Below are 25,896 nucleotides of genomic sequence, written 5' to 3'. Positions count from 1 at the left end.
TTGTTCAGTGGCCACGCCGCACGATCAGGTCGGCCATCTCGGCCAATCGAACGGTACGGGCTCGGCCCGCTTCACAGCCGATCTCGCGGGCCAGTTCCGCGACCGCCGCTCCCGCCGCGGCGTGCAGCTCATCGGCCAGTGCCCGGGCCTTGTCCAACCCAAGGATGGACACGTAAGTCGGCTTGTCGTTGGCCTCGTCCTTGCCCGCAGTTTTGCCCAGCGTGGCGGTATCGGCCGTCACATCGAGAATGTCGTCGACCACCTGGAACGCGAGGCCGACAGCACCCGCATAAGCATCGACATGCTCCAAGGCAGCGGCATTCACTTCAGCACAGAGCGCGCCCATCCGCAGGCTCGCCCGCAGGAGCGCACCGGTCTTCATGCGGTGCATCGCTTCCAGTTCGACTTGCGACAGCGCAATGCCAACGCTCTGCAGATCGATCGCCTGGCCGCCTGCCATGCCCTGCGAACCCGAGGCGCGCGCCAGTTCGCCCATCAGCACTGCACGCGTGGCCGGGCGCACCGCACCCTGCTCTGCCAGCACGATGAACGCCTGCGTTTGCAAGGCGTCACCTACCAGAAGGGCCGTCGCTTCATCATAGGCGCGATGTACGGTGGGACGGCCACGGCGCAGATCGTCGTCGTCCATGCAAGGCATGTCGTCGTGGACGAGCGAATAGGCGTGGATCATCTCCACCGCGCAACTCACGCCGTCTAGCGCCTCCGGCGATGCGTCGCCCAGCGCACCGGCAGCATGTGCCAGCAATGGGCGCACACGCTTTCCCGCACCCAGCGTGGCGTACCGCATGGCGGCATGCAGACGTTGTGGCGAGACGGTTTCGGCCGGCAGCGCGCGCTCGAGCGCAACTTCCGTCCGCGCGACCACAGACGCCATCCATTGGGCGAAATCGCTCATGCGTCGCCCTGTTCGTTCGTGTTGCTATCGTCGCCCAACGGCTTCAGGGCATCGCCGTCAAGCACGCGCACCTGTTGCTCCACGCGCTCCAGCACCTGCTGGCAGTACTTGACCAGTTCCGCCCCGCGTCGATACGCCGCCAGCGAGGCCTCCAGCGGCAATTCACCGGATTCCATGCTGGCGACGAGGGTTTCGAGTTCGGCCATGGCCGCTTCATAGGAAGCCGGCGTAGCGGAGGGTGTGGCGGACGCGCTGGGGGCGTCGTTTGAGGCACGGGGCATGCCGATTGCGAATCAGAAAAGGACAATCTGGCATTTTACGGCAATTCCGCGTGCGTTCTGCGCACATCCCGCAACGCGTGGGGTAGCGGTTTGCAACGGCAAGGCAGGGCATCGTCAGCCTGGCCGCCGAGCGACTGGCGGCAGAAAGCGGTCGAAAATCAGGGACTTATCAATTTCCCTGGGGTACAATCCCCCCCTTTCCTCCAAAGGCCGGGCCGGTGTACGCCGCTCCGCACGATGGTTTGGGTCTGTTGGCCCATTGAACGTATGGTCGTTGGCCCAAGCGGGGGCCAGCAAGCGCTCGTTTCCTACCTCAACAGACCCTAGGCCACCTGCCGATGGCGTCCTTTCCCAAATCGATCTTGTCGATGGTTGGGTTGTTCACTGCTTTCACCGTTATTGGGAGTGGGGATAATGTCCAATCTCAGCGCCGCACTGAATCTGGTGCCGTCTGAAACCCAGTTGCCCGTCTCTGCTTACTTCGACGAGGCGCTGTATCAAACTGAAATCGAACGTCTGTTCAAACATGGCCCCGGTTACGTCGGCCATGAGCTGATGGTCCCGGAAGTTGGCGACTACCACACGCTTGCCGCCGAGGCCGAAGGCCGCGTGCTGGTGCGCAACCCGAACGGCGTCGAGCTGCTCTCCAACGTGTGCCGGCATCGGCAGGCAATCATGCTCAATGGGCGCGGCAATGCCCAGAACATCGTCTGCCCGCTGCATCGCTGGACATACGACCTGCAGGGCGACTTGCTGGGCGCACCGCACTTCGAGAAGCAACCATGCGTGCATCTTTCGCGCTCGCCGCTGCAGAACTGGAACGGTCTGCTGTTCGAAGGCAAGCGTGACGTGCGTGAAGACCTCGCTCGCCTAGGCGTGGCGCGCGATCTCGATTTTTCCGGCTACATGCTCGACCACGTCGAGGTGCACGACTGCAACTACAACTGGAAGACCTTCATCGAGGTGTACCTCGAGGACTACCACGTCGTGCCCTTCCATCCTGGCCTCGGCCAGTTCGTCTCGTGTGACGACCTGGAATGGGAGTTTGGCGAGTGGCACAGCGTGCAGACGGTCGGCATTCATGCCAATTTGCGCAAACCCGGCACACCGGCCTACCAGAAGTGGCACGACGCCGTGCTTCGCTTCAACAACGGCGAGATGCCGAAGTACGGCGCGGTGTGGCTCACGTACTACCCGAACGTGATGGTCGAGTGGTATCCGAACGTGCTGGTGGTTTCGACGCTGCATCCGCTCGGCCCGACCAAGACGCGCAACGTGGTCGAGTTCTACTACCCGGAAGAGATCGTGTTGTTCGAGCGTGAATTCGTTGAAGCCGAGCGCGCCGCCTATATGGAAACGTGCATCGAGGACGACGAGATTGCCGAGCGCATGGACGCGGGGCGCCTAGCGCTGCTCAAACGCGGCACGAGCGAAGTCGGCCCGTACCAGTCGCCCATGGAGGACGGCATGCAGCACTTCCACGAATGGTATCGGCGCACGATGCACTACTAAGCAACGACTGAGGTAGGCATCCGCAGCCTTCCGCGTCACAATAGGAACGGTGCAGCCCCCACGGGCCGCACCGTTTTTTTTCGCCCCTCTCCCTCGCCATGCCTGCCGATACTGCCACCGCTGCTCAGACTGCCGCCCAGACGGTCGAAAGCTCCTCCCGCCAATCGCTGTGGATGATCCTCGCCGCTTTCGCCTTCTCGGCAATGGGCGTGTGCGTAAAACTGGCCTCGGCGCATTACAGCACCGGCGAGATCGTCTTCTACCGCAGCGTGATCGGCATGACGCTGATGGGCGCCGTCCTCGCCAAGACAGGCGCGGGCATCCGCACACCCTATCTCACGGCGCACATCAAGCGCAGCGTGTTTGGCGTAACGTCGCTTCTGCTGTGGTTCACGTCGATCAGCCTGCTACCGCTGGCAACAGCCATGACGCTGAACTACATGTCGCCGGTGTGGATTGCGCTGATCATCGGCGCGGGTGCTGCAATGGCCGGCAAAGCCGCGGGCGCCGACAAGAAGATGGTGGCTGCGATCCTGATGTCGTTTGTCGGTGTGCTGTGCCTGCTGCAACCGAGCGTGGGCGGCGGGCCATCCCAGCTCGCCGGCGGCATGGTCGGGCTGGTCTCTGGCGTGTTCACCGCCCTCGCCTATGTAGAGGTCCGCCAACTGGGCGACCTGGGCGAGAACGAGGCACGCATCGTGTTTTACTTTTCCCTGGTGAGCGCAATTGCCGGCGGCGTGTGGATGCTGATCGGCGGGGCGCAATCGCATACGTGGCATAGCGCCGGCCTGCTGCTGGCTGTCGGGCTGCTGGCCACGCTGGGCCAGACCGCCATGACGCGAGCCTACAAGCGCGGTAATACGCTCCTGACTGCCAACCTGCAATACACCGGCATTGTCTTTGCGAGCGGGTGGGGTATGTTGCTGTGGAATGACCACCTGAACGCGCTGTCGTGGGCGGGCATGGCGCTCATCATCGGCAGCGGCATCGTGACCACCGTCATGCGCGCCCGCCAGTCGGGCACCGAGCATCCGACGCCGCAGACAGCCGTGTCGGGCCCGGAAGCCGAGATTCACCCGGAAGTTTGATCGACCCAGGAGATTGCCGCCATGAGCGAACGCGCTCACTACGCCACCCTCATCACCGCACCGCAACTGGCCGCACTGCAGCAGAGCGCACCCGAAGCCGTGGTGGTCATCGATTGCAGCTTTGACCTCGCCAATCCCGCTGCGGGGCGCGATGCGTATCACGCCAGCCATGTGCCCGGCGCGTTCTACATGCATCTCGACAACGAACTGTCGGGCCCCAAAACCGGCACCAACGGCCGCCATCCGCTGCCCGATGCAGAGGCACTAATTGCGCGCCTGCAGGCGCTGGGCGTGAACGATGACACGCAAGTCGTCGCGTATGACCGCCAGGGCAGCATGTACGCCGCGCGCCTGTGGTGGCTGCTGCGCTGGGTCGGCCATGCCGACGTGGCCGTGCTTGATGGTGGCCTGCAGGCTTGGGAAGCGGCGTACTTCCCCGTCGACCAGGTCATCCCGGAAGAACCGCAGCTCAACGCCACGCCCGGCAACATCACGCGCAAGCCCTCGCTCGTGCAGATGGTGACGGCCGATATCGTGCAGAAGTACCTGGGCCACGCCGACAAGCCCGTCGTCGACGCACGTGCCCCCGACCGCTACCGCGGCGAGAATGAAACGCTGGATCCCGTTGGCGGCCACATCCCTGGCGCGCGCAACCGCTTCTTCCGCGACAACCTGCAGGCAGATGGCACGTTCAAGCCCGCGGAACAATTGCGCGCCGACTTCGCGGGCGTACTGGCCGGCGCCCGGCCGCAAGACGCGACGCTGCAATGTGGTTCGGGCGTGACCGCCTGCCACAACGCCTTGGCCATGGAGATCGCCGGCCTGACGGGCGCCGCGCTCTATGCCGGCTCATGGAGCGAGTGGTGCAGCGACCCGTCGCGCCCGGTGGCGACGGGGCCGAATCCGTAATCTGCGAATCCAGCGCGCAGCAAAAAGCCCGGTATCGACCGGGCTTTTCTTCTAGAGGTGGATGCGTCGCCTCAGTGCGCGTGACCATGCAAACCTTCGGTCAGCAGAAAGATCATCGCGATGCCCGCCGTAATCAATGCGACCTGCACCGCCGATTCCTGCCAGCGCGGCCGGCGCTTCATCTGCGGCATGAGATCGCATACGGCGATGTAGATGAAGCTGCTCGACGCCACCACGAGCACGTATGGAATCCACGACGTCAGGCGGTCCAGCAGGTAGTAACCCAGCACCGCGCCCACCAGCGCGCAAACGCTGCAGATCAGGTTGTAGACAAAGGCGCGCGTCTTGGAAAACCCGGCGTTGAGCAGCACCATGAAGTCGCCGATCTCTTGCGGGATCTCGTGTGCAGCAATCGCCAGCGCCGTGACGATGCCGACCTTGGTGTCCGCCAGGAACGCCGCCGCAATCACGATCCCGTCCGAAAAGTTATGCAGCCCATCGCCCACGAGGATCATCAGGCCACTGCGCCCGGCTTCCTGCCGGTCATGGCCGTGGTGATGGCCGTGCCCATCACCCTCGTGGTGATGTGAATGGCGGATCAATGAGATCTTTTCCAGCAGGAAAAAACCCAGCAGCCCGGCGAGCAACGTGGCGAACAACGCATGCGTATTGGGCTCGATGCCGCGATGGGCTTCGAACGCCTCCGGCAACGAATGCAGCAGCGACGTGGCCAGCAGCACGCCCACCGAAAAACTGACCATCCGATCGACCATGCGCGACAACACCGTGAGCGACAGCACGGCAGCGCCCGCCATGCTGCCGATGCCGGACAGCGCGGTGGCCACGAGAATGCCTAACAGGGTGGTATCGAAGGTCATGCGGAGGTGACGCAGCGGGAGCCAATAAACGCAACAGAGTTGCAAGAAGGGCGGATTGTATGCCGCTTTGCCAACCTTTGCCAGTGCAGGCAAAAGAAAAGGCCCCGGGGCGACTCCCCAGAGCCTTTCGCGTTCGGCGCGTCGCGCTGCTACACCACGCCGTGATCCTTGAACCAGGCGAGGCACTTCTTCCAGCCATCTTCCGCATCCGCCTTCACATAGCTCGGGCGGTAGTCAGCGTGAAATGCGTGGCCGGAATTCGGGTACACGATGATGCGCGATGCATGCGCCTTGGGGTTCCTGGATTTTTCCAGCGCGACCTTCATCGTGTCGCGCACGTCTTCCGTGATCACGGTGTCCTTCGCGCCGTAGAGACCCAGCACGGGCGCTTTCAGTTCGTCCACCTTGTCGACGGGCGAAACCGGTTGCAGCGGATTCGGATTGCCCTTCAGCGGCCCGTACCACGCTACTGCAGCCTTGATGCCGGGGTTGCGCTCCGCAGCCAGCCAGACTTGGCGCCCGCCCCAGCAGAAGCCGGTCATGCCAATACGCGCCGCGTCGCCGCCGTTCTCGGTGGCCCATGCGATCGTGGCGTCGATATCGCCCGCCACCTGGGAATCCGGCACCTTTGAAACCACGTTGGCAACGGTTTCCTGCACCGTCCCATAAGCACGCGGATCGCCCTGGCGCACAAACAGTTCAGGCGCGATCGCCAGATAACCGAGCTTGGCAAAGCGCCGGCAGATATCGGCAATGTATTCGTGTACGCCAAAGATCTCGCTGATGAGGATCACCACTGGCAGCTTCGTCTTGCCTTCTGGCTGGGCCCGATAGGCCGGCATCTTGAAATCGCCCACCGGCACGGTCACCTCTCCGGCCGTCAGCCCATTGAAATCGGTATGGACGGTCTGCGCCGACACTGGCAGCACCGCCGCCGCAAAGGCTGAGCCCAACGCCGTCTTCATGAAACCGCGACGATCAAAGCTGCGGCCGGGTACCAGACTCTCCACTTCTGCATCAAGCTGCATCGCACTCTCCTCGCGCCCACGGGCGGTTACGGTGAACGAAGCGACTAGTCTACCGAAGCAAATGCATTGTTGCCGAGCCAGACATCCGGCTCGGCCACGAGGACGGGCCTAGTGCAGCTTGACGCGCGGATTCGTCTTGCTGCGCAGCCAGTGCATGACCGTATCGACCGACATGCGCACCCAGCCGTGCAGCGCCAGCACGTGCATGCGATACAGCGACGTGTACATCAGCCGCGCCATCAAGCCTTCGATGAACATCGAACCGCCGATCAGCCCGCCCATCAGGCTTCCGACCGCGCTGAAATGGCCGAGCGACACCAGCGAGCCGAGATCCTTGAACGCGAAGGGTTGGACTGGCCTGCCGTCCATGCGCTTGCGCAGCGCATCGAACAGATACGTAGCTTGCTGATGCGCAGCCTGGGCACGCGGCGGCACGCTGGACGACGCCTCGGGCCAGGGGCAGCTTGCGCAATCGCCAAACGCGTAGATCGAATCATCGCCTTCTACTTGCAGCGTGCGCGAAACGATCACCTGCCCCAGCTTGTTCACCGGCAGCCCCAGTTCGCCCAGCACCGACGGTGCACGGATGCCTGCAGCCCACACGGTCAGATCCGCCGGAATGAACTTGCCGCTGGCCGTGTTGACGGCGCTGGCGGTGACTTCGGTCACGCGTTCGCTGGTGATGACGTCCACGTCGAGCTTGCGCAGCAGCTCCGTGGTCGCAGCCGAAATGCGCTCCTTGAGCACCGGCAAAATACGCGGACCGCCTTCGATCAGATGGATGCGGATGTCGTGGCGCGGGTCAAGCTTGTGCAGCCCATAAGCCGCCAACACGTGGGCGGTGTTGCGCAGCTCAGCCGACAGTTCCACGCCCGTGGCACCCGCCCCGACGATGGCGATATCCACCTGCGGACGTGCATCGCCCACACCGTTCTGCGCGCGCATGCACGCTGCGATGAGCCTGCGGCGAAAGCGCTCGGCCTGCCATGCGGTGTCGAGGGCGATGGCGTGCTCGGCCGTGCCAGGCACGCCGAAGAAATGCGTCACGCTGCCGATTGACAGCACCAGCGTGTCGTACGAAATGGCGCGCTCGGGAAGCACCTCGGTGCCGTCCGCGTCAACGCATCGGGACACCATGATGGATTTGGCGACGCGATCGAGGCCCCTCAGCTCGCCCTGCTGGAATTCGAAGCCATGCCAGCGCGCCTGCGCAGCGTATTCGAGCTGATGCGTGTTCGGATCCATGCTGCCGGCAGCAACTTCATGCAGCAGCGGTTTCCAGATGTGTGTGGGGTTGCGGTCGACCAGAATGATCTGCGCCGCGCCGCGCTTGCCGAGCTTGTCGCCGAGCCGTGTTGCAAGCTCCAACCCGCCGGCGCCCCCGCCGACCACCACAATGCGAGGCCCGTTCGTACCGCCTGCGCCACCCGTCTGCCCTGCCATGTGCCTCTCCTGGAGCCGTTGAATCTTTTCGATCACTCGATCTGTCAGGTGCAGTCTGCTGCAACGCAAAATCCGCCGCAACCCCAGGCGCATGGATACGGCGAATCATGGCAACCGCATGCCAAGGCCATCCGCAGGCTGCCTCGGCAGGCAAACTCGCGCCACGCGTTGTTTCACGGTGTGGCGCTGGCGGGGCAAGCGATTGCGTCAGTGCGCTTCTTCCCAGTTCGCGCCCACGCCGACCTCGGCCACCAGCGGCACGCGCAGCGTTGCGACGCTGCACATCAACTCTGGCAGACGCTCGCGCACCACGGCCAGTTCGTCCTGCGGGACTTCCAGCACCAATTCATCGTGCACCTGCATGACCAGGCGCGAGCGCATCGCTTCCGCGTCGAGCCAGCCTTGCACTGCCAGCATCGACAGCTTGATCAGGTCAGCCGCCGTGCCTTGCATCGGCGCGTTAATGGCGGCGCGCTCGGCAGCCTGACGGCGCGGGCCGTTGCCGCCATTGATGTCGGGCAGCCACAGGCGACGGCCAAAGACGGTCTCCACGTAGCCTTGCTCGCGCGCCCGCTGCCGGGTTTCGTCCATGTAGCTCGCGGCGCCGGGGTAGCGAGCGAAGTAGCGGTCGATATAGAGCTTGGCTGCATCGCGCCCAATGCCCAGGTTGCTCGCCAGCCCGAACGCGCTCATCCCGTAGATCAGGCCGAAGTTGATGACCTTGGCCACACGGCGCTGATCGGGCGTCACCTCCAGCGGCGTCACGTTGAACACTTCGGCAGCGGTCGCGCGGTGAACGTCCTGGCCCTCACGGAATGCGCGCATCAGGCCTTCGTCCTGCGACAGATGGGCCATGATGCGCAGTTCGATCTGCGAGTAGTCGGCCGACACGATGACGCTGCCCTCCGGCGCGATGAATGCCTCGCGAATGCGCCGCCCTTCTTCCGTGCGCACTGGAATGTTCTGCAGGTTCGGATCGGTCGAGGCCAGGCGCCCCGTCACCGCCGTCGCCTGACCGTAGGTGGTGTGGACCCGGCCAGTGCGCGGGTTGACCATCTTCGGCAGCTTGTCGGTGTAGGTCGATTTGAGCTTGGCCAGGCCCCGGTAATCGAGCAGCAGCTTCGGCAGCGGGTAGTCTTCGGCCAGCTTCTGCAGTACCTCCTCGTCTGTCGACGGCGCACCGCTCGCGGTCTTCTTGATGACCGGAAGCTTCATCTGATTGAAGAAGATGTCGCCGATCTGCTTGGGTGAGCTGAGGTTGAACGGCTGACCCGCAAGCTTGTGTGCCTCGGCTTCCAGATCGATCAGGCGCAGGCCCAGCTCGTTGCTCTGCTTGGCCAGGCGGTCGGCATCGATCAGCACGCCGTTGCGCTCCATCTTCTGCAGCACGATGGAGGTGGGCATTTCGATCTGCTCGTAGACGTAGCGCAGCTTGTCGTCTTCGGCCACCTTGGGGAACAGCGTGCGATGCAGGCGCAGCGTGACATCGGCGTCTTCCGCTGCGTACTCGGTCGCGCGATCGAGCGGCACCTCGTCAAAGCCGATCTGCGATGCGCCCTTGCCGCACACGGCTTCGTAGGTGATCGTCTTCAAATGCAGCACCCGCTCGGCCAGTGCATCCATGCCGTGATTGCGGTGGGATTCGAGCACGTACGATTCGAGCATCGTGTCGTGCTCGATGCCGCGCAGCGCGATGCCGTGGTTGGCAAACACATGCGCGTCGTACTTCAGATGCTGTCCGACTTTCTTGCGCGACTCGTCTTCGAGCCACAGCTTCATGCGCGCGAGCACCGTGTCGCGCGAGAGCTGCGCTGCCGCATCAAACCCGGCCACATCCGGGCCACGATGTGCCACCGGGATGTAGCAGGCCTCGCCCGGCTTGACCGACAGCGAAATCCCCACCAACTGCGCGAGCATCGGGTCGATGGACGTCGTCTCGGTATCGATGCAGACGAGGTCCACTTCATCCAGACGCTGCATCCACGATTCAAGCTGCGCCTCGGTCGTCACTGTCTCGTACTTGATCTCATCGGGCGGCGCTTCCACGTCGAACAGGTTGGCCTGTGCTTGCAGTTGTGCGGCCTCGCCGGCGTAATTCTTCACGGGCGTCGCGGCCTTGCGCGCGGCCCCGACGCTGCGCGTATCGGGCAGCGCTTCACCGGAAGCCTCGCGCAGCCACGTCTTGAAACCGTAACGCGAGAAGAAATCGACGAGCTTGGATTTGTCTTCGCCGCCGTCGATCAGTGCATCGAATGTCGGCACCTCTTTGCTGAGGTTGCAGTCGAGCTTCACGGTCAGCAGTTCGCGGCCCTTGGGAAGCCATTCGAGCGTGTTGCGCAGGTTCTCGCCCACCACGCCCTTGATCTCGCCTGCATGCGCGATGACGTTGTCGAGCGAGCCGAACTCCGTCAACCATTTCACCGCGGTTTTCGGGCCCACCTTCGGCACGCCGGGCACGTTGTCCACGGTGTCGCCAATCAGCGAAAGATAGTCGACGATGCGCTCGGGCGGCACGCCAAACTTGGCTTGCACGCCGGCCGGATCGAGCGTTTCGTTGGTCATGGTGTTGACCAGCGTAACGTGGTCATTCACCAGTTGGGCGAGGTCCTTATCACCCGTTGAGACGATGGTCCGGACGCCTTCGCGAGCAGCCCGTTCAGCCAGCGTGCCGATCACATCGTCGGCCTCGACACCTTCGACCACCAGGATGGGCCAACCCAATGCCCGCACGGCTTCGTGGATCGGTTCGATCTGCGCGCGCAGGTCATCGGGCATGGGCGCGCGATGCTCCTTGTAGGCCGGATAGAGGTCATCGCGAAAGGTCTTGCCTTTGGCGTCGAAAATGCAAGCGCTATACTTGGCCGGGTAGTCGTTGCGCAGTTTGCGCAGCATGTTCACGATGCCGTAGATGGCCCCCGTAGGAAACCCTTCCCCGTTTCGCAAGTCGGGCAGTGCGTGATAGGCACGGTACAAATAACTCGAGCCATCGACGAGCAACAGCGTTTCTTGACTTTCCGACATTCCCATGGACTCTAAAGTGACTGGAACGCCAAAAGGCGTTTCCGATAATGGCGCTTCCGCTGAAGGCGGCGTGGCAAAGCAGGCTGCCGGTGCTTCCGCGTCGGAGGTTTCGGCGACAGAACTGACCGGGGTGAGCCCCTCGCGCCAAGCCACCACGGCCGACATGGATGTCAACGTGACGGTGGGCGTCGAACACGAGCCCAAAGCGGACCTGGCACATGGCCGTACCGATCGCAAGATGATCCCCAGCCTGCGGGCACTCGCCGACGAAGAACGCGCTACCGCAAAGAAAGCGCGCGCTTCCTGGCAGATGTTCACGATTATGGCAGAGTTCATCGAGGCGACCGAGTACCTCTCGGAGATCCGTCCGGCCGTCTCGATCTACGGCAGCGCGCGTCTGCGCGAGGATTCGCCGTACTACGAACGCACCATCGAAATCGCTCGGCTGTTCTCGGATGCGGGCTTCGCCGTCATCTCCGGTGGGGGCCCCGGCATCATGGAAGCGGCCAACAAAGGCGCGCACGCGGGCAAGTCGGCCAGCGTCGGTCTGAACATCGAACTGCCGCACGAACAGCAAGGCAATCGATACCAGGACATCTCGATGCGCTTCCGCCATTTCTTCACGCGCAAGGTCACGTTCGTGAAGAATTCGGATGCGTTCATCGTCATGCCAGGTGGATTCGGCACGCTGGATGAACTCGCTGAGGTGCTCACGCTTGTCCAGACGGGCAAGTCGCGCAGTGTGCCGGTGGTCATGTTCGGCAGCCATTTCTGGAAGGGTCTGCTGGATTGGTTCCGCTTTACGCTGCTGCCGATGGGCCTGATTGCCGAGCACGACCTCGACATCATGCGCATCGTCGACGAACCCAAGGATGCGCTGGATGCCGTCTACGAGTTCTACGAAAAGCGCGAAGGCACCTCGCCGATTCCGCCCAAGGAAGAGATGTTCTATCTGTAACCTCGGGTGTGACATTCGGCGCCACGCGAACGGACGATGGCGGGAGGCCGGACTGCTAGAATGTAGGGTCCCAGATCACCCGCCGGAGTCCATGATGGATTCGCTGCTTCACCCGTCCGCCGCCGTCCCCTCCGGCTTTGCCAATGCCGCGCGCCTGATGCGCCACGCTGGGCTGCTGGCAGGGGCCGCTTTCTGCCTCGGCATCGCCCTGCCCGCGCATGCCGAGGTGACTTCCGACAGCGCCGGTCTGGACCTGCCCGACGTCAAGGCCATCAACAATCAGCCGATTTCCAAGCCGACCCGCGGCGCGATCCACAACGAGCGCATCAAGCCGAGCTTCGATTACCGCGACAACGACGGTACGCAGGTCGAGGAATACCGCTTCCAGAAGGGCCAGGCGCCGGACATCCATGTCAAGTCGGGCATGGGCACGTCGTACAACCTGAGCAAGCCCGAAGACAGCTCGCCGCGCATTCGTGAGCGCGGTGATATCGATCGGGTGCCCTCGGTCAACGTCCTGAAGTTCTAAGCCTGTGCCGCGAGCGCGGCGCTTGCAAGGCGGCCGCGCTGTGAGCCGGCTGCCTTTCCCTCCACCCGTTTCCCATTCCTGAAGCATGGCTGTTTTCACCCCGGTCTCCGACGCCGAGATCGCTCTCTGGCTGGATCAATACGATGTGGGCGCCGTGCGCGCATTTCGCGGCATCCCCTCCGGGATCGAAAACTCCAATTTCTTCCTGACCACGGAAAAGGATGGGCAGACGCACGAGTACGTCGTCACCCTGTTTGAACGGCTGACGCTCGAGCAACTGCCGTTCTACCTGTATCTGATGCAGCATCTGGCGCAGCACGACATCAGCGTGCCGGCGCCGATTTCGGGGCGCGACGGCGAGATCCTGCGCACGCTCAACGGCAAGCCGGCGACCATCGTGACGCGTCTGGCGGGCCGCTCGAACCTGGCGCCCACGGTGTCGGAATGCGGCATCGTCGGCGACATGCTCGCGCGCATGCATCTGGCCGGGCGTGACTATCCGCGCCATCAGCCAAATCTGCGCAGCCTGCCGTGGTGGAACGAAGTCGTGCCCGACGTCGTACCGTTCGTGCACGGCGACACGCGCGCGCTGCTCGAAAACGAACTCGCGCACCAGCAACGTTTCTTTGCCAGCGCCGACTACGCTGCGCTGCCCGAAGGCCCGTGCCATTGCGACCTCTTCCGCGACAACGTGCTGTTCGAGCCGGCCGCTGACGGCCAGCCGGAACGCCTTGGCGGCTTCTTCGACTTTTACTTTGCCGGTGTCGACAAGTGGCTCTTCGACGTGGCCGTCACCATCAACGACTGGTGCATTGACCTGGCCACCGGCGTGCTGGACACCGAGCGGACACGTGCAATGCTCCATGCGTATCACGCTGTGCGCCCGTTCACCGATGCCGAAACGCGGCACTGGCAAGATATGCTGCGCGCTGCTGCGTACCGCTTCTGGGTCTCGCGCCTGTGGGATTTCTATCTGCCGCGCGATGCCGAACTGCTCAAGCCGCATGACCCCACCCACTTCGAGCGCGTGCTGCGCGAACGGGTTGGCGCGGGCGCCCTGACTCTGGATCTTCCCCAACCATGCAACTGATTGAAGTACCGGCCAAGCAAGGCTACGTCTGGCTACGCCAGGGTGCGTGGCTGTTTCGCAAGAACCCGATCGGGTTCTTACTACTGCTGTTCATCTACCTGTTCGCGGTCAACCTTCTGATGCTGCTGGTGCCGCCGATTGGGGTTTTTGCCATCCTGCTGGTGAATCCGGCTATCTTCGTGGGCTTCATGTCGGCCTGCCGCGATACGGTCGCGGGCAAGCGCGTGGGGCCTGCGTCGCTCATCGCCGGCTTTCGTGCATACGGGAAGGATGCGATGCGCAGCCTGCTCAAGCTCGGCGGCATCTACGGCGTGCTGGTGCTGGTGGTCAGCGGCGTGCTGATGACCATGGTGGATGTCGACACGCTGATGACCGTGGTCAGCGACAAACCGCTCACCGCTGACGCCATCCGCGAGTTCTACCTCGCCATGGTGATGGGCTCGGTGCTGTATATCCCGGTGGCGGTGCTGTTCTGGTTTGCGCCGTTACTGGTGGCATGGCACGGCATTCCGGTGGGCAAGGCGCTGTTCTTCAGCTGGATGGCCGTGTGGCGCAACCGCGCCGCGTTCATCGCGTACGGCGTCCTGGTGGCAATCCTGCTGATCGCGGTGCCGTTGTTCATCGATGCGTTGTTCGCGTCGAGCGGTGCCAACAACATCGCCCCCATCATTGCCACGCCGTACCGGATTCTGGTGATGGCCGTGCTGTACTGCTCGTTCTACGCCACCTACCGCGGCTGCTTCAACGTGACGCAAGCGGCCGGCCAGACGGCTGACAAGGCGGTCTGACCGGCACGATGGCCCGGTCGACGCTCAGTTGATCGGGTCCAGCTTGGCGATGCCCAGCGCCAGCGTCTTCACCCCGTGGCGGTTGAACTTGATCTGGGCGCGCGCCTCGGCGCCCTCGCCTTCCAGCGTCGTGATGACGCCTTCCCCGAACTTGTTATGGAACACCGACTGGCCGACGCGGAAGCCGGTGGCCTCTGCGCGCTTGGCGTCGGCGTAGTTCTTGCCGGTGTCCATGCCGCCGGTCGGGCGACCGGTGTAGGCGTCGTCATCGCCACGCTCTGGGCGCTTGAACCAATCCTTGCCCCATGCGGTATCGCCTTGCACACGACGCGTCGCCTGGTAGCCCGAGTGCTGCGGCGTCAGCCACTTCAATGTGTCTTCGGGCAGTTCGTCAAAGAAGCGTGAGCGAATGTGGTAGCGGACCTGCCCGTGCAGCACGCGGCTTTGCGCGAACGATAGATACAACCGCTCACGCGCACGCGTGATCGCCACGTACATCAGGCGGCGCTCTTCCTCCAGGCCGTCCTTCTCCATCTGGCTGTTTTCGTGCGGGAACAAGCCCTCTTCCAGCCCGGTGATGAAGACGACGTGGAATTCCAGCCCCTTGGCCGCATGCACGGTCATCATTTGCACGGCATCCTGGCCGGCCTGGGCCTGGTTGTCGCCAGCCTCCAGCGAGGCATGCGTCAGAAACGCGACGAGCGGCGTCATCTCTGCAGGCGTTTCGTCGGTGACGAGTTCAGAAGCGGTATCGATCTCGCCGCCTTCGATGCGCAGCATGGCATCGTGGCGCACGGGCAGCGCGGTCGCAATCGCATCCACGCCGTAGCCTTCTTCAGCAACGAAAGCTTGGGCGGCTGTCACCAGTTCCTGCAAGTTCTCGATGCGGTCCTGGCCTTCCTTTTCACCCTGGTAATGCGTGATCAGCCCGCTGGCGTGAATGACGTGCTGAACGATTTCGGGCAGCGTCATCTGGCGCGTGTCGGCACGCATCTGTTCGATCAGACGCACAAACGCGGACAACTTGGTGCCTGCTGCCCCCGTGAGGTACGGCACCGCCGCTGCGAGCGAAATGCCATACAGCCGCGCCGCATCCTGCAACTGCTCGAGCGAGCGAGCGCCGACGCCGCGCGCCGGAAAGTTCACCACACGGCCAAACGCGGCGTCGTTGTCCGAGTTTTCCAGCAGCTGGATATACGCCAGCGCGTGCTTGATTTCCGCGCGCTCGAAGAAACGCAGGCCGCCGTACACCTTGTAGGGGATGCCAGCCGAGAACAAGGCGTGCTCGATCACCCGCGACTGCGCGTTGCTGCGATACAGGATGGCGATTTCCGAGCGCGACATGCCGGTCGCAATACGGTCGCGGATCTCATCGACAATCCAGCCCGCCTCCTGCCCGTCCGTCGCGGCCTGATAGACGCGCACCGGCTCACCGTGGCCGGCGTCCGTGCGCAGGTTCTTGCCCAGCCGACGCGTGTTGTGCGAGATCAGGTGGTTGGCGGTATCGAGGATATGGCCATGCGAGCGGTAGTTCTGCTCCAGCTTGATCCGGTGCTCGACGCGGAATTCGCGTTCAAAGTCGACCATGTTGCCGACATTGGCACCACGAAACGCGTAGATGCTCTGGTCATCGTCGCCCACGGCAAAGATGGCGTTGGGCGTGACGCCGGGCTCGCCCAGGCCGGCCAGAATCTTCAGCCACGCATATTGCAGCTTGTTCGTATCCTGGAACTCGTCCACCAGGATGTGCTTGAAACGCCGTTGGTAGTGCGCACGGATGGCGTCGTTGTAGCGCAGCAGTTCGTAGCAGCGCAGCAGCAGCTCGGCAAAATCGACCACGCCTTCGCGCTGGCATTGCGCGTCGTAAGCGGCGTAGAGATCGGCCATGCGCCGGTCGTACTCGTTGGCGATTTCCAGATCGCCCGCGCGCAGGCCCTGCTCCTTGGCCCCGTTGATGAAGTACTGGACGTTCTTGGGCGGGAATTTCTCGTCGTCGATATTGAGCGACTTGAGCAGGCGCTTGACGGCGGAGAGCTGGTCTTGCGTATCCAGAATCTGGAACGTCTGCGGCAGGCCGGCATCGCGGTAATGCGCGCGCAGCAACCGGTTGCACAGACCGTGGAACGTGCCGATCCACATGGCGCGCGTGTTGATCGGCAGCATGGCCTGCAGGCGGGCCGTCATTTCCTTGGCTGCCTTGTTCGTAAACGTGACGGCCAGCACACCCGACGGCGACACCCGCGCGCTTTGGATCAGCCACGCGATGCGGGTGGTCAACACGCGCGTTTTGCCGCTGCCTGCGCCCGCCAGGATCAGCGCCGATTCATCGGGAAGCGTGATGGCAGCGCGTTGTTCGGGGTTCAGATTTGCGAGCAGGTCGGACATGCGGGAGGAGCCTCGGCAGAATCCTGAAATTATACCGGCCGCATTCGCCGCTTCGCCCGTGCCGGACATCGACACGCCGTATAATTCCAAGCTTTCGCCCGCCATTTTCCTGGGCCAAACGTCTTTTTGCGCCCATTGCGCCCCGTCAGCATGACCGATCAGAACCAGTCCCTCGCCAAGAGTTTCGAACCCGCCACCATCGAGCAGAAGTGGAGCGCGGCCTGGGAAGCAATGGGCGTCTCCCGCGCGACGCTCGAGGCCGGCAAGCCCGACTTTTGTATCCAGCTCCCGCCGCCGAACGTGACGGGCACGCTGCACATGGGCCACGCGTTCAACCAGACCATCATGGACGGCCTGACGCGCCACGCGCGCATGGCCGGTGCCAACACACTTTGGGTGCCCGGCACCGACCACGCCGGCATCGCCACCCAGATCGTCGTCGAGCGCCAACTGGATGCTCAGGGTGTATCGCGCCACGACATGGGCCGCGAGAAGTTCGTCGAGAAAGTGTGGGAATGGAAGGAGCAATCGGGCTCGACCATCACGCGCCAGGTGCGCCGGATGGGCGCCTCGATCGACTGGGAGCGAGAATACTTCACGATGGACCCGAAGATGTCGCGCGCGGTCAGCGACGTGTTCGTGCGTCTCTACGAGCAAGGCCTGATCTACCGCGGCAAGCGCCTGGTCAACTGGGACCCGGTGCTGGGCACCGCAGTGTCCGACCTGGAAGTGGTGAGCGAGGAAGAGGAGGGCTCGCTGTGGCACATCCGCTATCCGCTGGCCGAACCGGATACCGTGCATGGCCTGACGCACCTGACGGTCGCCACCACCCGTCCGGAAACGATGCTCGGCGACACGGCCGTGATGGTGCATCCTGAGGACGAACGTTACGCCCACCTCATCGGCAAGTTCGTCCACCTGCCGCTGACCGATCGCAAGATTCCGGTGATTGCCGACGAGTACGTCGACCGCGCGTTCGGTACCGGCGTGGTCAAGGTGACCCCGGGCCACGACTTCAACGACTACGCGGTCGGCCAGCGCCACAAGCTGCCGCAGTTGTCGATCCTGACGCTCGACGCGAAGATCGTTGCCGATGCTCCCGCCGCCTATGCCGGCCTGGATCGCTTCGACGCGCGTAAAAAGATCGTCGAGGACCTCGAAGCGCAAGGCCTGCTGGCCGAAGTCAAGAAACACACGCTGATGGTGCCGCGCGGTGACCGGACCGGTGTCGTGATCGAGCCGATGCTGACCGACCAGTGGTTCGTCGCCATGAGCAAGCCGGCACCGGAAGGCACGCGCTTCCCGGGCCGCTCCATCGCTGAAGTGGCGCTGGACGCCGTGCAGAGCGGCAAGATCAAGCTCGTTCCCGAGCAGTGGGTCAACACGTACAACCAGTGGCTGAACAACATCCAGGACTGGTGTATCTCGCGCCAACTGTGGTGGGGCCACCAGATTCCGGCGTGGTACGACGAAGCCGGCAATGTGTACGTGGGGCGCACGGAAGAAGAAGCCAAAGCGCAGGCTGCCGCCAAGGGGTGTACCGGCGCGCTCACGCGTGACGACGACGTGCTGGATACGTGGTTCTCGTCTGCGCTGGTGCCGTTCTCGTCGCTAGGCTGGCCGGCCGATACGCCGGAACTGAAGCACTTCCTGCCCTCCACCGTGCTGGTGACGGGCTACGACATCATCTTCTTCTGGGTGGCGCGCATGGTCATGATGACCCTGCATTTCACCGGCGAAGTGCCCTTCCACACCGTCTATGTGCATGGCCTCGTGCGCGATTCGGAAGGCAAGAAGATGAGCAAGTCCGAGGGCAACACGCTCGACCCGGTGGACCTGATCGACGGTATCGCGCTGGAGCCGCTGCTGGCCAAGCGCACCACCGGCCTGCGCCGCCCAAAGGATGCGCCCAAGGTCGAAAAGCGCACGCGCAAGGAATTTCCCGACGGCATTCCCGCATTCGGCGCCGACGCGTTGCGCTTCACCTTCGCGTCGCTCGCCACGCTGGGCCGCAGCATCAACTTTGACCCGGGCCGCTGCGAGGGTTACCGCAACTTCTGCAACAAGCTGTGGAACGCCACGCGCTTCGTGCTGATGAACACCGAAGGCCAGGACTGCGGCATGCAGGAATGCGTCGGTGATTGCGGCCCCGAAGGCGCGCTGCACTTCTCGCAGGCTGACCGCTGGATCGTCTCGCTGCTGCAGCGCGTGGAAACCGAAGTGGAGAAAGGCTTTGCCGACTACCGCTTCGACAACATCGCCAACGCCATCTACAAGTTCGTCTGGGACGAATACTGCGACTGGTACCTGGAACTGGCGAAAGTGCAGATCCAGACCGGCACGCCGGCCCAGCAACGCGCGACGCGCCGTACCCTGCTGCGCGTGCTGGAAACCGTGCTGCGCCTGGCGCATCCGATCATTCCGTTCATTACCGAAGAACTCTGGCAGAAGGTTGCGCCAATGGCGGGCCGCGCCAAGGGCGACGGCACCGAAAGCCTCGCGCTGCAGGAATACCCGCGCGCCGCGCTATCCAAGATCGACGAGCAGGCCGAGCAGTGGGTGCAGCAGCTAAAGGCACTGGTAGACGCCTGCCGCAACCTTCGCGGCGAGATGAACATCTCCCCTGCGCAACGTGTGCCGCTGTACGCCAATGGCGAAGCCGAGTTCCTGCAGGTGGCGGCGCCGTACGTGCAAGCGCTGGGCAAGCTGTCCGAAGTGAAGGTCTACACGGACGCTGCCGCCATGGAGCAGGACGGCGCCGGTGCACCGGTCGCCATCGTCGGCGAGAACAAGCTGCTGCTGAAGATCGAGATCGACGTGGCTGCCGAGCATGCGCGCCTGTCGAAGGAAATCGACCGCTTGCGCGGCGAGATCACAAAGTGCGAAGCCAAGCTCGGTAACGAATCGTTCGTCGCCCGCGCGCCGGCCGCCGTGGTGGAACAGGAACAAAAGCGTGTGGCCGATTTCAAAGCCACGCTGGCCAAGCTGGAAGCCCAGATCGCACGGCTGCCGGTACAGGCAGCCTGAGCGCCCTGAACAACCGATATCAAGGAAACCACGATGCAACGCGTCACCAAAGCCGTTTTCCCCGTCGCGGGGCTCGGCACACGATTCCTGCCGGCCACCAAGGCCAGCCCGAAAGAAATGCTGCCGGTCGTGGACAAGCCGCTGATCCAGTACGCCGTGGAAGAAGCCATGGCCGCCGGCATCACCGAGATGATCTTCGTGACCGGCCGCAGCAAGCGCGCAATTGAAGACCACTTCGACAAGGCCTACGAACTCGAAGCGGAACTCGAAGCCAAGCAGAAGACCGCGCTGCTCGAAGTCGTGCGCTCGATCAAGCCGTCGCATGTGGATTGCTTCTACGTGCGCCAGCCTGAAGCGCTGGGCCTGGGCCACGCAGTGCAATGCGCCGAAAAGCTCGTCGGCGATGCGCCCTTCGCGGTCATCCTGGCGGACGACTTGCTGGACGGCGACCCGCCCGTCATGAAGCAGATGGTCGACCTGTACGACCACTACAACTGCTCGGTGATCGGCGTGGAAGAAATCGACCCCGTGCAGAGCCGCTCGTACGGCGTGGTCGATGGCCGCCCGTGGGAAGAAGACGGCAGCGTGATCAAGATGTCAGCTATCGTCGAGAAGCCGGCACCGGAAAATGCGCCGTCCAACCTCGGCGTGGTCGGCCGCTACATCCTCACGCCGCGCATTTTCGAACACATCCGCAACCTCAAGCCGGGCGCCGGCGGCGAGTTGCAGCTGACGGATGCCATCCAGTCGCTGCTGTCGGCCGAGCAGGTGCTGGCCTATCGTTACAAGGGCGTGCGCTACGACTGCGGTAGCAAGCTGGGGTACCTGAAGGCAACGGTGGAACTGGCGCTCAAGCACAAGGAAGTTGCTGACGAATTCCGTGCCTATCTGGCTGCACGCGGCTGAGCCTAACACGCACGACGCCATGGAAAAAACCCGCGCAGCATGAGCTGACGCGGGTTTTTTGTTGCCGGATCGTGTCTCGTCCGTCCGGCTCGGAGTCCTACCCTTTTGCAAGGAGAGGCTGCAGCCTCTTCTTATTGCGGAGCTGCCAGCGGCTTGATGGTGTTGTTCAGCAGGCTCCAGTATGAACTGGTGCTGTACGGCAGCATCTGCTCAGCGTAGTTCCACCAGAAGTAACCACCGATGAAGCGCCGATCCGCTGCCATCGTGGTGGTACCCATCGGGTAGTACGACTTGAGCAGGTTCTGCTGCACCGAGGCCGGAGCCGAAGTGCTGGACGTACCGATCTCACCAAAGCCCACCTTCGCGACCGGGAAGATGCTTTCGAGCAACTTGAAATCGTTTGCCCACGTCGGGTTCAAACCGGGGCAGTCTTGGTAAGGGTAGTAGCTGAACAGTGCGTAGTCCGCACCCTGGCGCACACGTGCGGGCAGATACGACTGTGCCCAGGTACGCCACGAGTCCATCGGCAGCTCGTAGCAGTTGGTGCCCTTGCCGTCGTCGTTGTAGTACATCGTGACAGCAGTCAGGCCGCCCGCAGCTTTGACGATGTCATGCGCCGCCGCCACCATGTTGCCGATGTCCTGCTCCTCACTCGCGGCCACCGAATTCGGGCCGGTCGGGTCCGTGCGCAGCCACTCCCCATTGATCTCGTTAGCGATCTCCCACACGTCCACCACGTTCTTCAGCGTGCCCACCAGCTCATTGGTACGGTCGGTGTACGTCTGCAGATCGCTCGGGAAATAGTACGAGTCCATGATCTCGCCCATCACGTAGGCGACAGCATGAAGCTTGACGAGTGCCGGGTAGTACTGCGCAGCCGTCGTACCCGGGTCAAAGACCACGCGCACGGTAGGCTTGTACGGCAGGTGCGTAAGCGATGCCACGATCGCGTTGATGTTGCTGACGTCATCAACCGTGACGCCGTAGATAGGTGCCTTCGGGCGCGTGGCCTGCGCCGAGGCGGTTTGTATTCCCAGGCCTGTCAGCATCGTTGCCGCCGTCAGACCCACCAAAGCGCGCAGGCTCATGCGCGCCGCCCTCTGTGCTGCTTTTTTGGTTTCCAACATTGTGGTTTTCTATTCCCTCGGACGCAAAACGTTACGCCCAGTACTTCGATGGACAAGCGCCGTCCTACCTGTGCGGTATCCCGATGTGGTGTGACTCTTGTGACACACTGAACACCGAACGGGTGCGAGCGTCAGATGACGCCCCGGTCGGCGAATGGATGCGCGATTAGAGGTCCTGCGGAGTCGATGGATCGATCAGCGGCCGTGCGCTTATTGATGGACTGGTACAGCTGGCGCGCGCTCACCCGAGGGCAGCACGCGGCTTGAAAAATGCGACAAGCCCTGCACTTCAGCTGGCTGCCAACTGTGTTCCCCCCGTTGACAGCCAAGCGGCATGATACCGGATGTTGTCTGGAGATCAACGAAATTTAACGCTGCTTACGCAACAATAATAAAAAAACCGCGGGTCGAGCAGACACGCGGTTTCTTCGAAACGCCCACGGGGTGGACGTCTTGGCGGCACAGCCGTTTTTACTTGTGCCGGTAGTTGATGCGACCCTTCGTGAGGTCGTACGGCGACATTTCCAGCTTCACGCGGTCGCCCGCGAGAATACGGATGCGGTGCTTCTGCATCTTGCCCGATGCGTAAGCCCAGATTTCCACGCCGTTTTCCAACTGCACGCGAAAACGATTGTCGGGTAGTGCTTCAGACACCACCCCTTCAAATTCAATCAGTTCTTCCTTGGCCAAACTCGTTCCTTTGTATGCAGCACGCGGCTGCGCCGATGGTTGCAATGATGTGATGACCCACCCGAACCATGCCACACGCCTCGAAGGGCATGCAGCGGTACGCCGCGATCATCTGCCCGGACAGCGGGCTTGGGGGGTACCGAGCTGCACGGAACACAAATCGCGCCCGCCAATGGCGCGCGCCGTTTCGTGCAAGCGAGAGCGAGGATGGGTGGCGGTCGCAGATGCGCGCCGCCCGACTCGGCGCGGGGTATTCCCCGGTGCTGGACTCAGCCGCCACCGGCCATGATTGGCGCGGCGGCGAGCCGGATTCGCCCGCTATTCTATCACGGGCGGGTTCCGCAGTTTCAGGCGCCGTCGGCAGGAAGCGACAGTTCAGGAACGTCGCCATCGATGATGCTCTCAGCAAAGCGCAGCGCTGCAATGCGCGCAGCACCCACATTGCTGAATTGCCGGTCCCCGGAGAGGCGGAAGACCTGGGTCTGGCCGGGTTCGGGCGACTCCCCCGCCCGACAGATCATCACGGCTGCGTTGTAGCTGCGATCTTCCCTGGCCTCGGGCCAGCGTGCCGTGCGTTCATGTTGGAAAGCCAACGGATAAATGTCGAAGCCTTTGTATTGGCCCGCCGGCGAAGTGTCCATCTGAAATGCCCCCTTCTTGAACGTCGAGTGCTGTCTGACTATACACCCGTGCGTTTTGCATGGCGATGAAAGCGACGGCAACGTTTGACTTCGGGCACGGCACCACATGCGCATGCCGATCACCCAAAGCAAAGCCTTCGGAGCGATCACGAACGCTGGTCTAAAGAAGTTTCATAACGTCGCCATTTCACGGCAATGTCGGCGTAATCCGATTGTGCTAGCTTGGTTTGGTGCTTGCCGTGGCATCCAAACGGATGCGCTCCGTCTGATCAAGGCACTCCTCACCTACCCCTCTCAAGATGACAATGCGCCTGATCTCTCCGATTGCCCTGGTGTGTGCCGGGCTGATGCTGGGTGCCTGCGGTGGCGGCGACGGTGGTTCGTCGTTGAGCCCGCAAACCGGGGCTGCTCCCAACACAGCGAATACCGGGTCAAAAACCGAGGCTGCAACCACCTCAACCACCACACCTGCTTGCGGAATCAACGGCTCCTCGCCACTGGCAGGCGTGCAGACGTGGATGTATCAGCTGCAGGGCATGACCACCAGCGCGCAGATCGATGCACTTGACGCGCAGCCATACGACATGCTGGTGATCGAAGCCAACAACACCGTCAAAGGACTGGAGAACTTCAACATCGTCGACATGGTGGCGCAGCTGCGCACCAAGCCTGACGGCTCCGCGCGCAAAGTGCTCGCCTACATCGACATTGGCGAAGCCGAAGACTTCCGCACCTATTGGACGTCAAGCTGGAAGGCGCCCACGGCTAACGGACCCGGCACGCCAGACTTCATCATCAAGGCCGACCCCGATGGCTGGGCCGGCGACTACCCTGTCGCGTTCTGGGACCCGCGCTGGCAAGCGCTGTGGCTCGGGCCGAACGGCGCCGTCGCACAACTGGCGCGCGAAGGATTCGATGGCGTCTATCTGGATTGGGTCGAGGCGTATGCCGAGCCTTCGGTGGCGGCCGCAGCCCAGGCGGCAGGCATCGATCCGGCACAGGCCATGGTCGATTTCATCACCAAGATCCGTGCGGCGGGTCGCGCCATCAACCCGCAGTTTGCGGTGATCCAGCAGAACGCATCCTCGTTGATTGACGACGGTGGTGGATCAGTGCTGCTCGCAACGATCGATGGCATCTCGCAGGAAGACACATGGTTTGGCGGCAGTTCGGGCGCCGCGTGGGGCAGCGCCTCCGGGGGCGACAGGGCAGCGAGTGCCGATGAAACGCAATGGACCATCGACCAGTTGCAGAAATACTGCGCCGGCAACGTGCCTGTCTTTACGATCGACTATGCGTTGCAGACCGCCAACGCGCAGAAGGTCTACACGGCGTCGCGCGGGCAAGGCTTCCACCCGCTGGTCTCACGCATTGCGCTGTCCAAGCCGACCACTACGCCGCCCTGGAATTACTGACGAGGCTCAACGACGCGCCGGCGGGAGCGTCGGCAAACGGCAGGCCGACGTAGTTTTCGGCCAGCACGCGCGCGCCGGCCGGGGAGCCGGTCACGTAGTCCAGCTCAGCGCGCTGCAGCTTTTGCATGAACGGCGTGTGGTCGTCAAAACGATGGAGCATCGACGTCATCCACCACGAGAAATGCTCGGCGCGCCAGACGCGTTGCAAGCAGCGTTCGGAGTAACTTGCGAGCGGGGCAGTGTCGCTCTGCTTGTAGCGTGCAGTCAGTGCCTGAGCCAGCACGCGCACGTCGGCGACGGCAAGGTTCATGCCTTTGGCGCCAGTGGGCGGCACGATGTGCGCGGCGTCCCCCGCCAAGAACAGGCGCCCGTACTGCATCGTCTCGCAGACAAAGCTGCGCATCGGCGTGACGCTCTTCTGCAGGATGGGGCCTTCCTTCAGGTGCCAGCCGTCGTTGTTCTCCAGGCGCGTGTGGAGTTCATCCCAGATGCGTGCATCGGACCATTCGGCGAGGTTCTCATCCGGCTTGCACTGAAGGTAAAGCCGCGTGATCTTGGGTGAGCGCATGCTGAACAGCGCAAAGCCGCGATCATGGTTTGCGTAGATCAGCTCTTCCGCCGCCGGCTCGGCTTGCGCCAGGATGCCAAGCCAGGCAAACGGATAGACGCGCTCGAACACCGCTTGCCGCTGTGCCGGAATCGCCTGCCGGCAGATGCCGTGAAAGCCGTCGCAGCCGGCGATGTAATCGCATTGCAATGTCTGCGGAACACCCTCGTGGACGAACTGCACCGAAGGCGTGGCCGACTCAATATCGTGCACCGACACCTCGCTCACATCGAACAACAGCGGCGCGCCTTGCTCCACACGTGCGGCAATCAGATCCTTCACCACCTCGTGCTGCCCATAGACCGTGATCGAGCGGCCGCCCGACATCGCCGTCAGGTCGATGCGATGGCGCTTGCCACCGAACAGCAGGTCGATACCGTGGTGCACGAGCCCCTCGCGCCGCATGCGCTCGCCCACGCCCGCTTCGTTGAGCACGTCGACCGTGCCTTGCTCCAGAACGCCGGCGCGGATGCGCTCTTCAACGTACGCGCGGCTCCTGGTTTCGAGGATGACGGCGTCGATGCCGTTGCGGTGCAGAAGCTGCCCGAGCAGCAGGCCTGCCGGGCCCGCGCCAATGATGGCGATCTGGGTGCGCATGGTGGTTGTCTCCGGATGGATTGGAATCGTTCTGGCAACCATTGTTGGCGTGCATCTTGA

21 protein-coding genes are annotated in these 25,896 nt (G+C 63.1%); 10 read left to right on the top strand and 11 right to left on the bottom strand.

What is annotated here, in order from left to right; genetic code table 11:
• Window positions 1–4: 4 nt before the first annotated feature.
• The gene (locus tag CFE42_RS16245; RefSeq protein WP_004631076.1) at window positions 5–916 is read right to left on the bottom strand and encodes a polyprenyl synthetase family protein; all 912 of its coding nucleotides are present in this window, start codon (window positions 914–916) and stop codon (window positions 5–7) included.
• The gene (locus CFE42_RS16240; protein WP_004631077.1) at window positions 913–1,197 is read right to left on the bottom strand and encodes an exodeoxyribonuclease VII small subunit; all 285 of its coding nucleotides are present in this window, start codon (window positions 1,195–1,197) and stop codon (window positions 913–915) included. The genes CFE42_RS16245 and CFE42_RS16240 overlap by 4 nt, the downstream gene beginning before the upstream one ends.
• 414 nt (window positions 1,198–1,611) lie before the next feature.
• Here CFE42_RS16240 and CFE42_RS16235 point away from each other — a divergent pair, with 414 nt between their 5' ends.
• The 3 genes from CFE42_RS16235 (at window position 1,612) to CFE42_RS16225 (ending at window position 4,706) form a co-directional block, all read left to right on the top strand.
• On the top strand, window positions 1,612–2,709 hold the full coding sequence (locus CFE42_RS16235; RefSeq protein ID WP_004631080.1) for an aromatic ring-hydroxylating dioxygenase subunit alpha: 1,098 nt from the start codon (window positions 1,612–1,614) through the stop codon (window positions 2,707–2,709).
• Between the two features lie 98 nt (window positions 2,710–2,807).
• Window positions 2,808–3,797, top strand: coding sequence for a DMT family transporter (locus CFE42_RS16230; RefSeq protein WP_004631081.1), 990 nt, complete (start codon window positions 2,808–2,810; stop codon window positions 3,795–3,797).
• Window positions 3,798–3,818: 21 nt separating this feature from the next.
• A complete protein-coding gene (locus CFE42_RS16225) occupies window positions 3,819–4,706 on the top strand; it encodes a sulfurtransferase (protein ID WP_004631084.1) in 888 nt (295 codons plus the stop codon).
• Window positions 4,707–4,777: 71 nt separating this feature from the next.
• Here the strand turns inward: CFE42_RS16225 and CFE42_RS16220 are convergent, their stop codons facing one another.
• The 4 genes from CFE42_RS16220 to polA form a co-directional block, all read right to left on the bottom strand.
• Window positions 4,778–5,584 (bottom strand): ZIP family metal transporter, encoded by an 807-nt coding sequence (locus CFE42_RS16220; protein WP_004631086.1) that lies wholly within the window; start codon window positions 5,582–5,584, stop codon window positions 4,778–4,780.
• Between the two features lie 149 nt (window positions 5,585–5,733).
• Window positions 5,734–6,612 carry a dienelactone hydrolase family protein gene (locus tag CFE42_RS16215; protein WP_004631088.1) on the bottom strand — a complete coding sequence of 293 codons (879 nt, stop codon included), beginning with the start codon at window positions 6,610–6,612 and terminating at the stop codon, window positions 5,734–5,736.
• 108 nt (window positions 6,613–6,720) lie between these two features.
• Complete coding sequence (locus CFE42_RS16210) at window positions 6,721–8,055, bottom strand: NAD(P)/FAD-dependent oxidoreductase (RefSeq protein ID WP_004631090.1); 1,335 nt, start codon at window positions 8,053–8,055, stop codon at window positions 6,721–6,723.
• 207 nt (window positions 8,056–8,262) lie between these two features.
• Window positions 8,263–11,076 (bottom strand): DNA polymerase I, encoded by a 2,814-nt coding sequence (gene polA / locus CFE42_RS16205; RefSeq protein WP_004631092.1) that lies wholly within the window; start codon window positions 11,074–11,076, stop codon window positions 8,263–8,265.
• A gap of 4 nt (window positions 11,077–11,080) precedes the next feature.
• On the opposite strand from polA, the gene CFE42_RS16200 reads away from it, so the two are divergent.
• The 4 genes from CFE42_RS16200 (at window position 11,081) to CFE42_RS16185 (ending at window position 14,441) form a co-directional block, all read left to right on the top strand.
• Complete coding sequence (locus CFE42_RS16200) at window positions 11,081–12,034, top strand: TIGR00730 family Rossman fold protein (RefSeq protein WP_004631094.1); 954 nt, start codon at window positions 11,081–11,083, stop codon at window positions 12,032–12,034.
• 94 nt (window positions 12,035–12,128) lie between these two features.
• The gene (locus CFE42_RS16195) at window positions 12,129–12,563 is read left to right on the top strand and encodes a hypothetical protein (protein WP_004631096.1); all 435 of its coding nucleotides are present in this window, start codon (window positions 12,129–12,131) and stop codon (window positions 12,561–12,563) included.
• Window positions 12,564–12,648: 85 nt separating this feature from the next.
• A complete protein-coding gene (locus tag CFE42_RS16190) occupies window positions 12,649–13,653 on the top strand; it encodes a homoserine kinase (protein WP_004631098.1) in 1,005 nt (334 codons plus the stop codon).
• The gene (locus CFE42_RS16185; RefSeq protein ID WP_004631101.1) at window positions 13,644–14,441 is read left to right on the top strand and encodes a BPSS1780 family membrane protein; all 798 of its coding nucleotides are present in this window, start codon (window positions 13,644–13,646) and stop codon (window positions 14,439–14,441) included. The genes CFE42_RS16190 and CFE42_RS16185 overlap by 10 nt, the downstream gene beginning before the upstream one ends.
• 24 nt (window positions 14,442–14,465) lie before the next feature.
• Here CFE42_RS16185 and CFE42_RS16180 read toward each other — a convergent pair whose 3' ends face one another.
• Window positions 14,466–16,826: a UvrD-helicase domain-containing protein gene (locus CFE42_RS16180; RefSeq protein ID WP_004631102.1), complete on the bottom strand. Its 2,361-nt coding sequence runs from the start codon at window positions 16,824–16,826 to the stop codon at window positions 14,466–14,468.
• A 150-nt stretch (window positions 16,827–16,976) separates the two neighbouring features.
• On the opposite strand from CFE42_RS16180, the gene CFE42_RS16175 reads away from it, so the two are divergent.
• Both CFE42_RS16175 and galU read left to right on the top strand, forming a co-directional pair.
• Window positions 16,977–19,853, top strand: a complete 2,877-nt coding sequence (locus CFE42_RS16175) for a valine--tRNA ligase (protein WP_004631104.1) — start codon at window positions 16,977–16,979, stop codon at window positions 19,851–19,853.
• Between the two features lie 33 nt (window positions 19,854–19,886).
• On the top strand, window positions 19,887–20,759 hold the full coding sequence (gene galU, locus CFE42_RS16170) for a UTP--glucose-1-phosphate uridylyltransferase GalU (RefSeq protein WP_004631106.1): 873 nt from the start codon (window positions 19,887–19,889) through the stop codon (window positions 20,757–20,759).
• A gap of 131 nt (window positions 20,760–20,890) precedes the next feature.
• Here galU and CFE42_RS16165 read toward each other — a convergent pair whose 3' ends face one another.
• The 3 genes from CFE42_RS16165 to CFE42_RS16155 all read right to left on the bottom strand — a co-directional run bounded on the left by CFE42_RS16165 (window position 20,891) and on the right by CFE42_RS16155 (window position 23,217).
• A complete protein-coding gene (locus CFE42_RS16165) occupies window positions 20,891–21,886 on the bottom strand; it encodes a hypothetical protein (RefSeq protein ID WP_009277459.1) in 996 nt (331 codons plus the stop codon).
• A 471-nt stretch (window positions 21,887–22,357) separates the two neighbouring features.
• Window positions 22,358–22,576 (bottom strand): translation initiation factor IF-1, encoded by a 219-nt coding sequence (gene infA, locus CFE42_RS16160; protein WP_004631109.1) that lies wholly within the window; start codon window positions 22,574–22,576, stop codon window positions 22,358–22,360.
• Between the two features lie 347 nt (window positions 22,577–22,923).
• The gene (locus CFE42_RS16155) at window positions 22,924–23,217 is read right to left on the bottom strand and encodes a hypothetical protein (RefSeq protein ID WP_004631110.1); all 294 of its coding nucleotides are present in this window, start codon (window positions 23,215–23,217) and stop codon (window positions 22,924–22,926) included.
• A 305-nt stretch (window positions 23,218–23,522) separates the two neighbouring features.
• Here CFE42_RS16155 and CFE42_RS16150 point away from each other — a divergent pair, with 305 nt between their 5' ends.
• On the top strand, window positions 23,523–24,632 hold the full coding sequence (locus CFE42_RS16150; RefSeq protein WP_004631114.1) for an endo alpha-1,4 polygalactosaminidase: 1,110 nt from the start codon (window positions 23,523–23,525) through the stop codon (window positions 24,630–24,632).
• On the opposite strand, the gene pobA is transcribed toward CFE42_RS16150, so the two are convergent.
• Window positions 24,610–25,836 (bottom strand): 4-hydroxybenzoate 3-monooxygenase, encoded by a 1,227-nt coding sequence (gene pobA, locus CFE42_RS16145; protein WP_004631116.1) that lies wholly within the window; start codon window positions 25,834–25,836, stop codon window positions 24,610–24,612. The two genes, CFE42_RS16150 and pobA, sit on opposite strands and share 23 nt — an antisense overlap.
• Window positions 25,837–25,896: the final 60 nt, after the last annotated feature.

It is taken from the genome of Ralstonia sp. PBBBR1 (assembly GCF_002256165.1).
In the GTDB taxonomy this organism is placed as follows: Bacteria; Pseudomonadota; Gammaproteobacteria; order Burkholderiales; family Burkholderiaceae; genus Ralstonia; species Ralstonia thomasii.
This window is presented reverse-complemented; position numbering and strand designations above follow the sequence as displayed.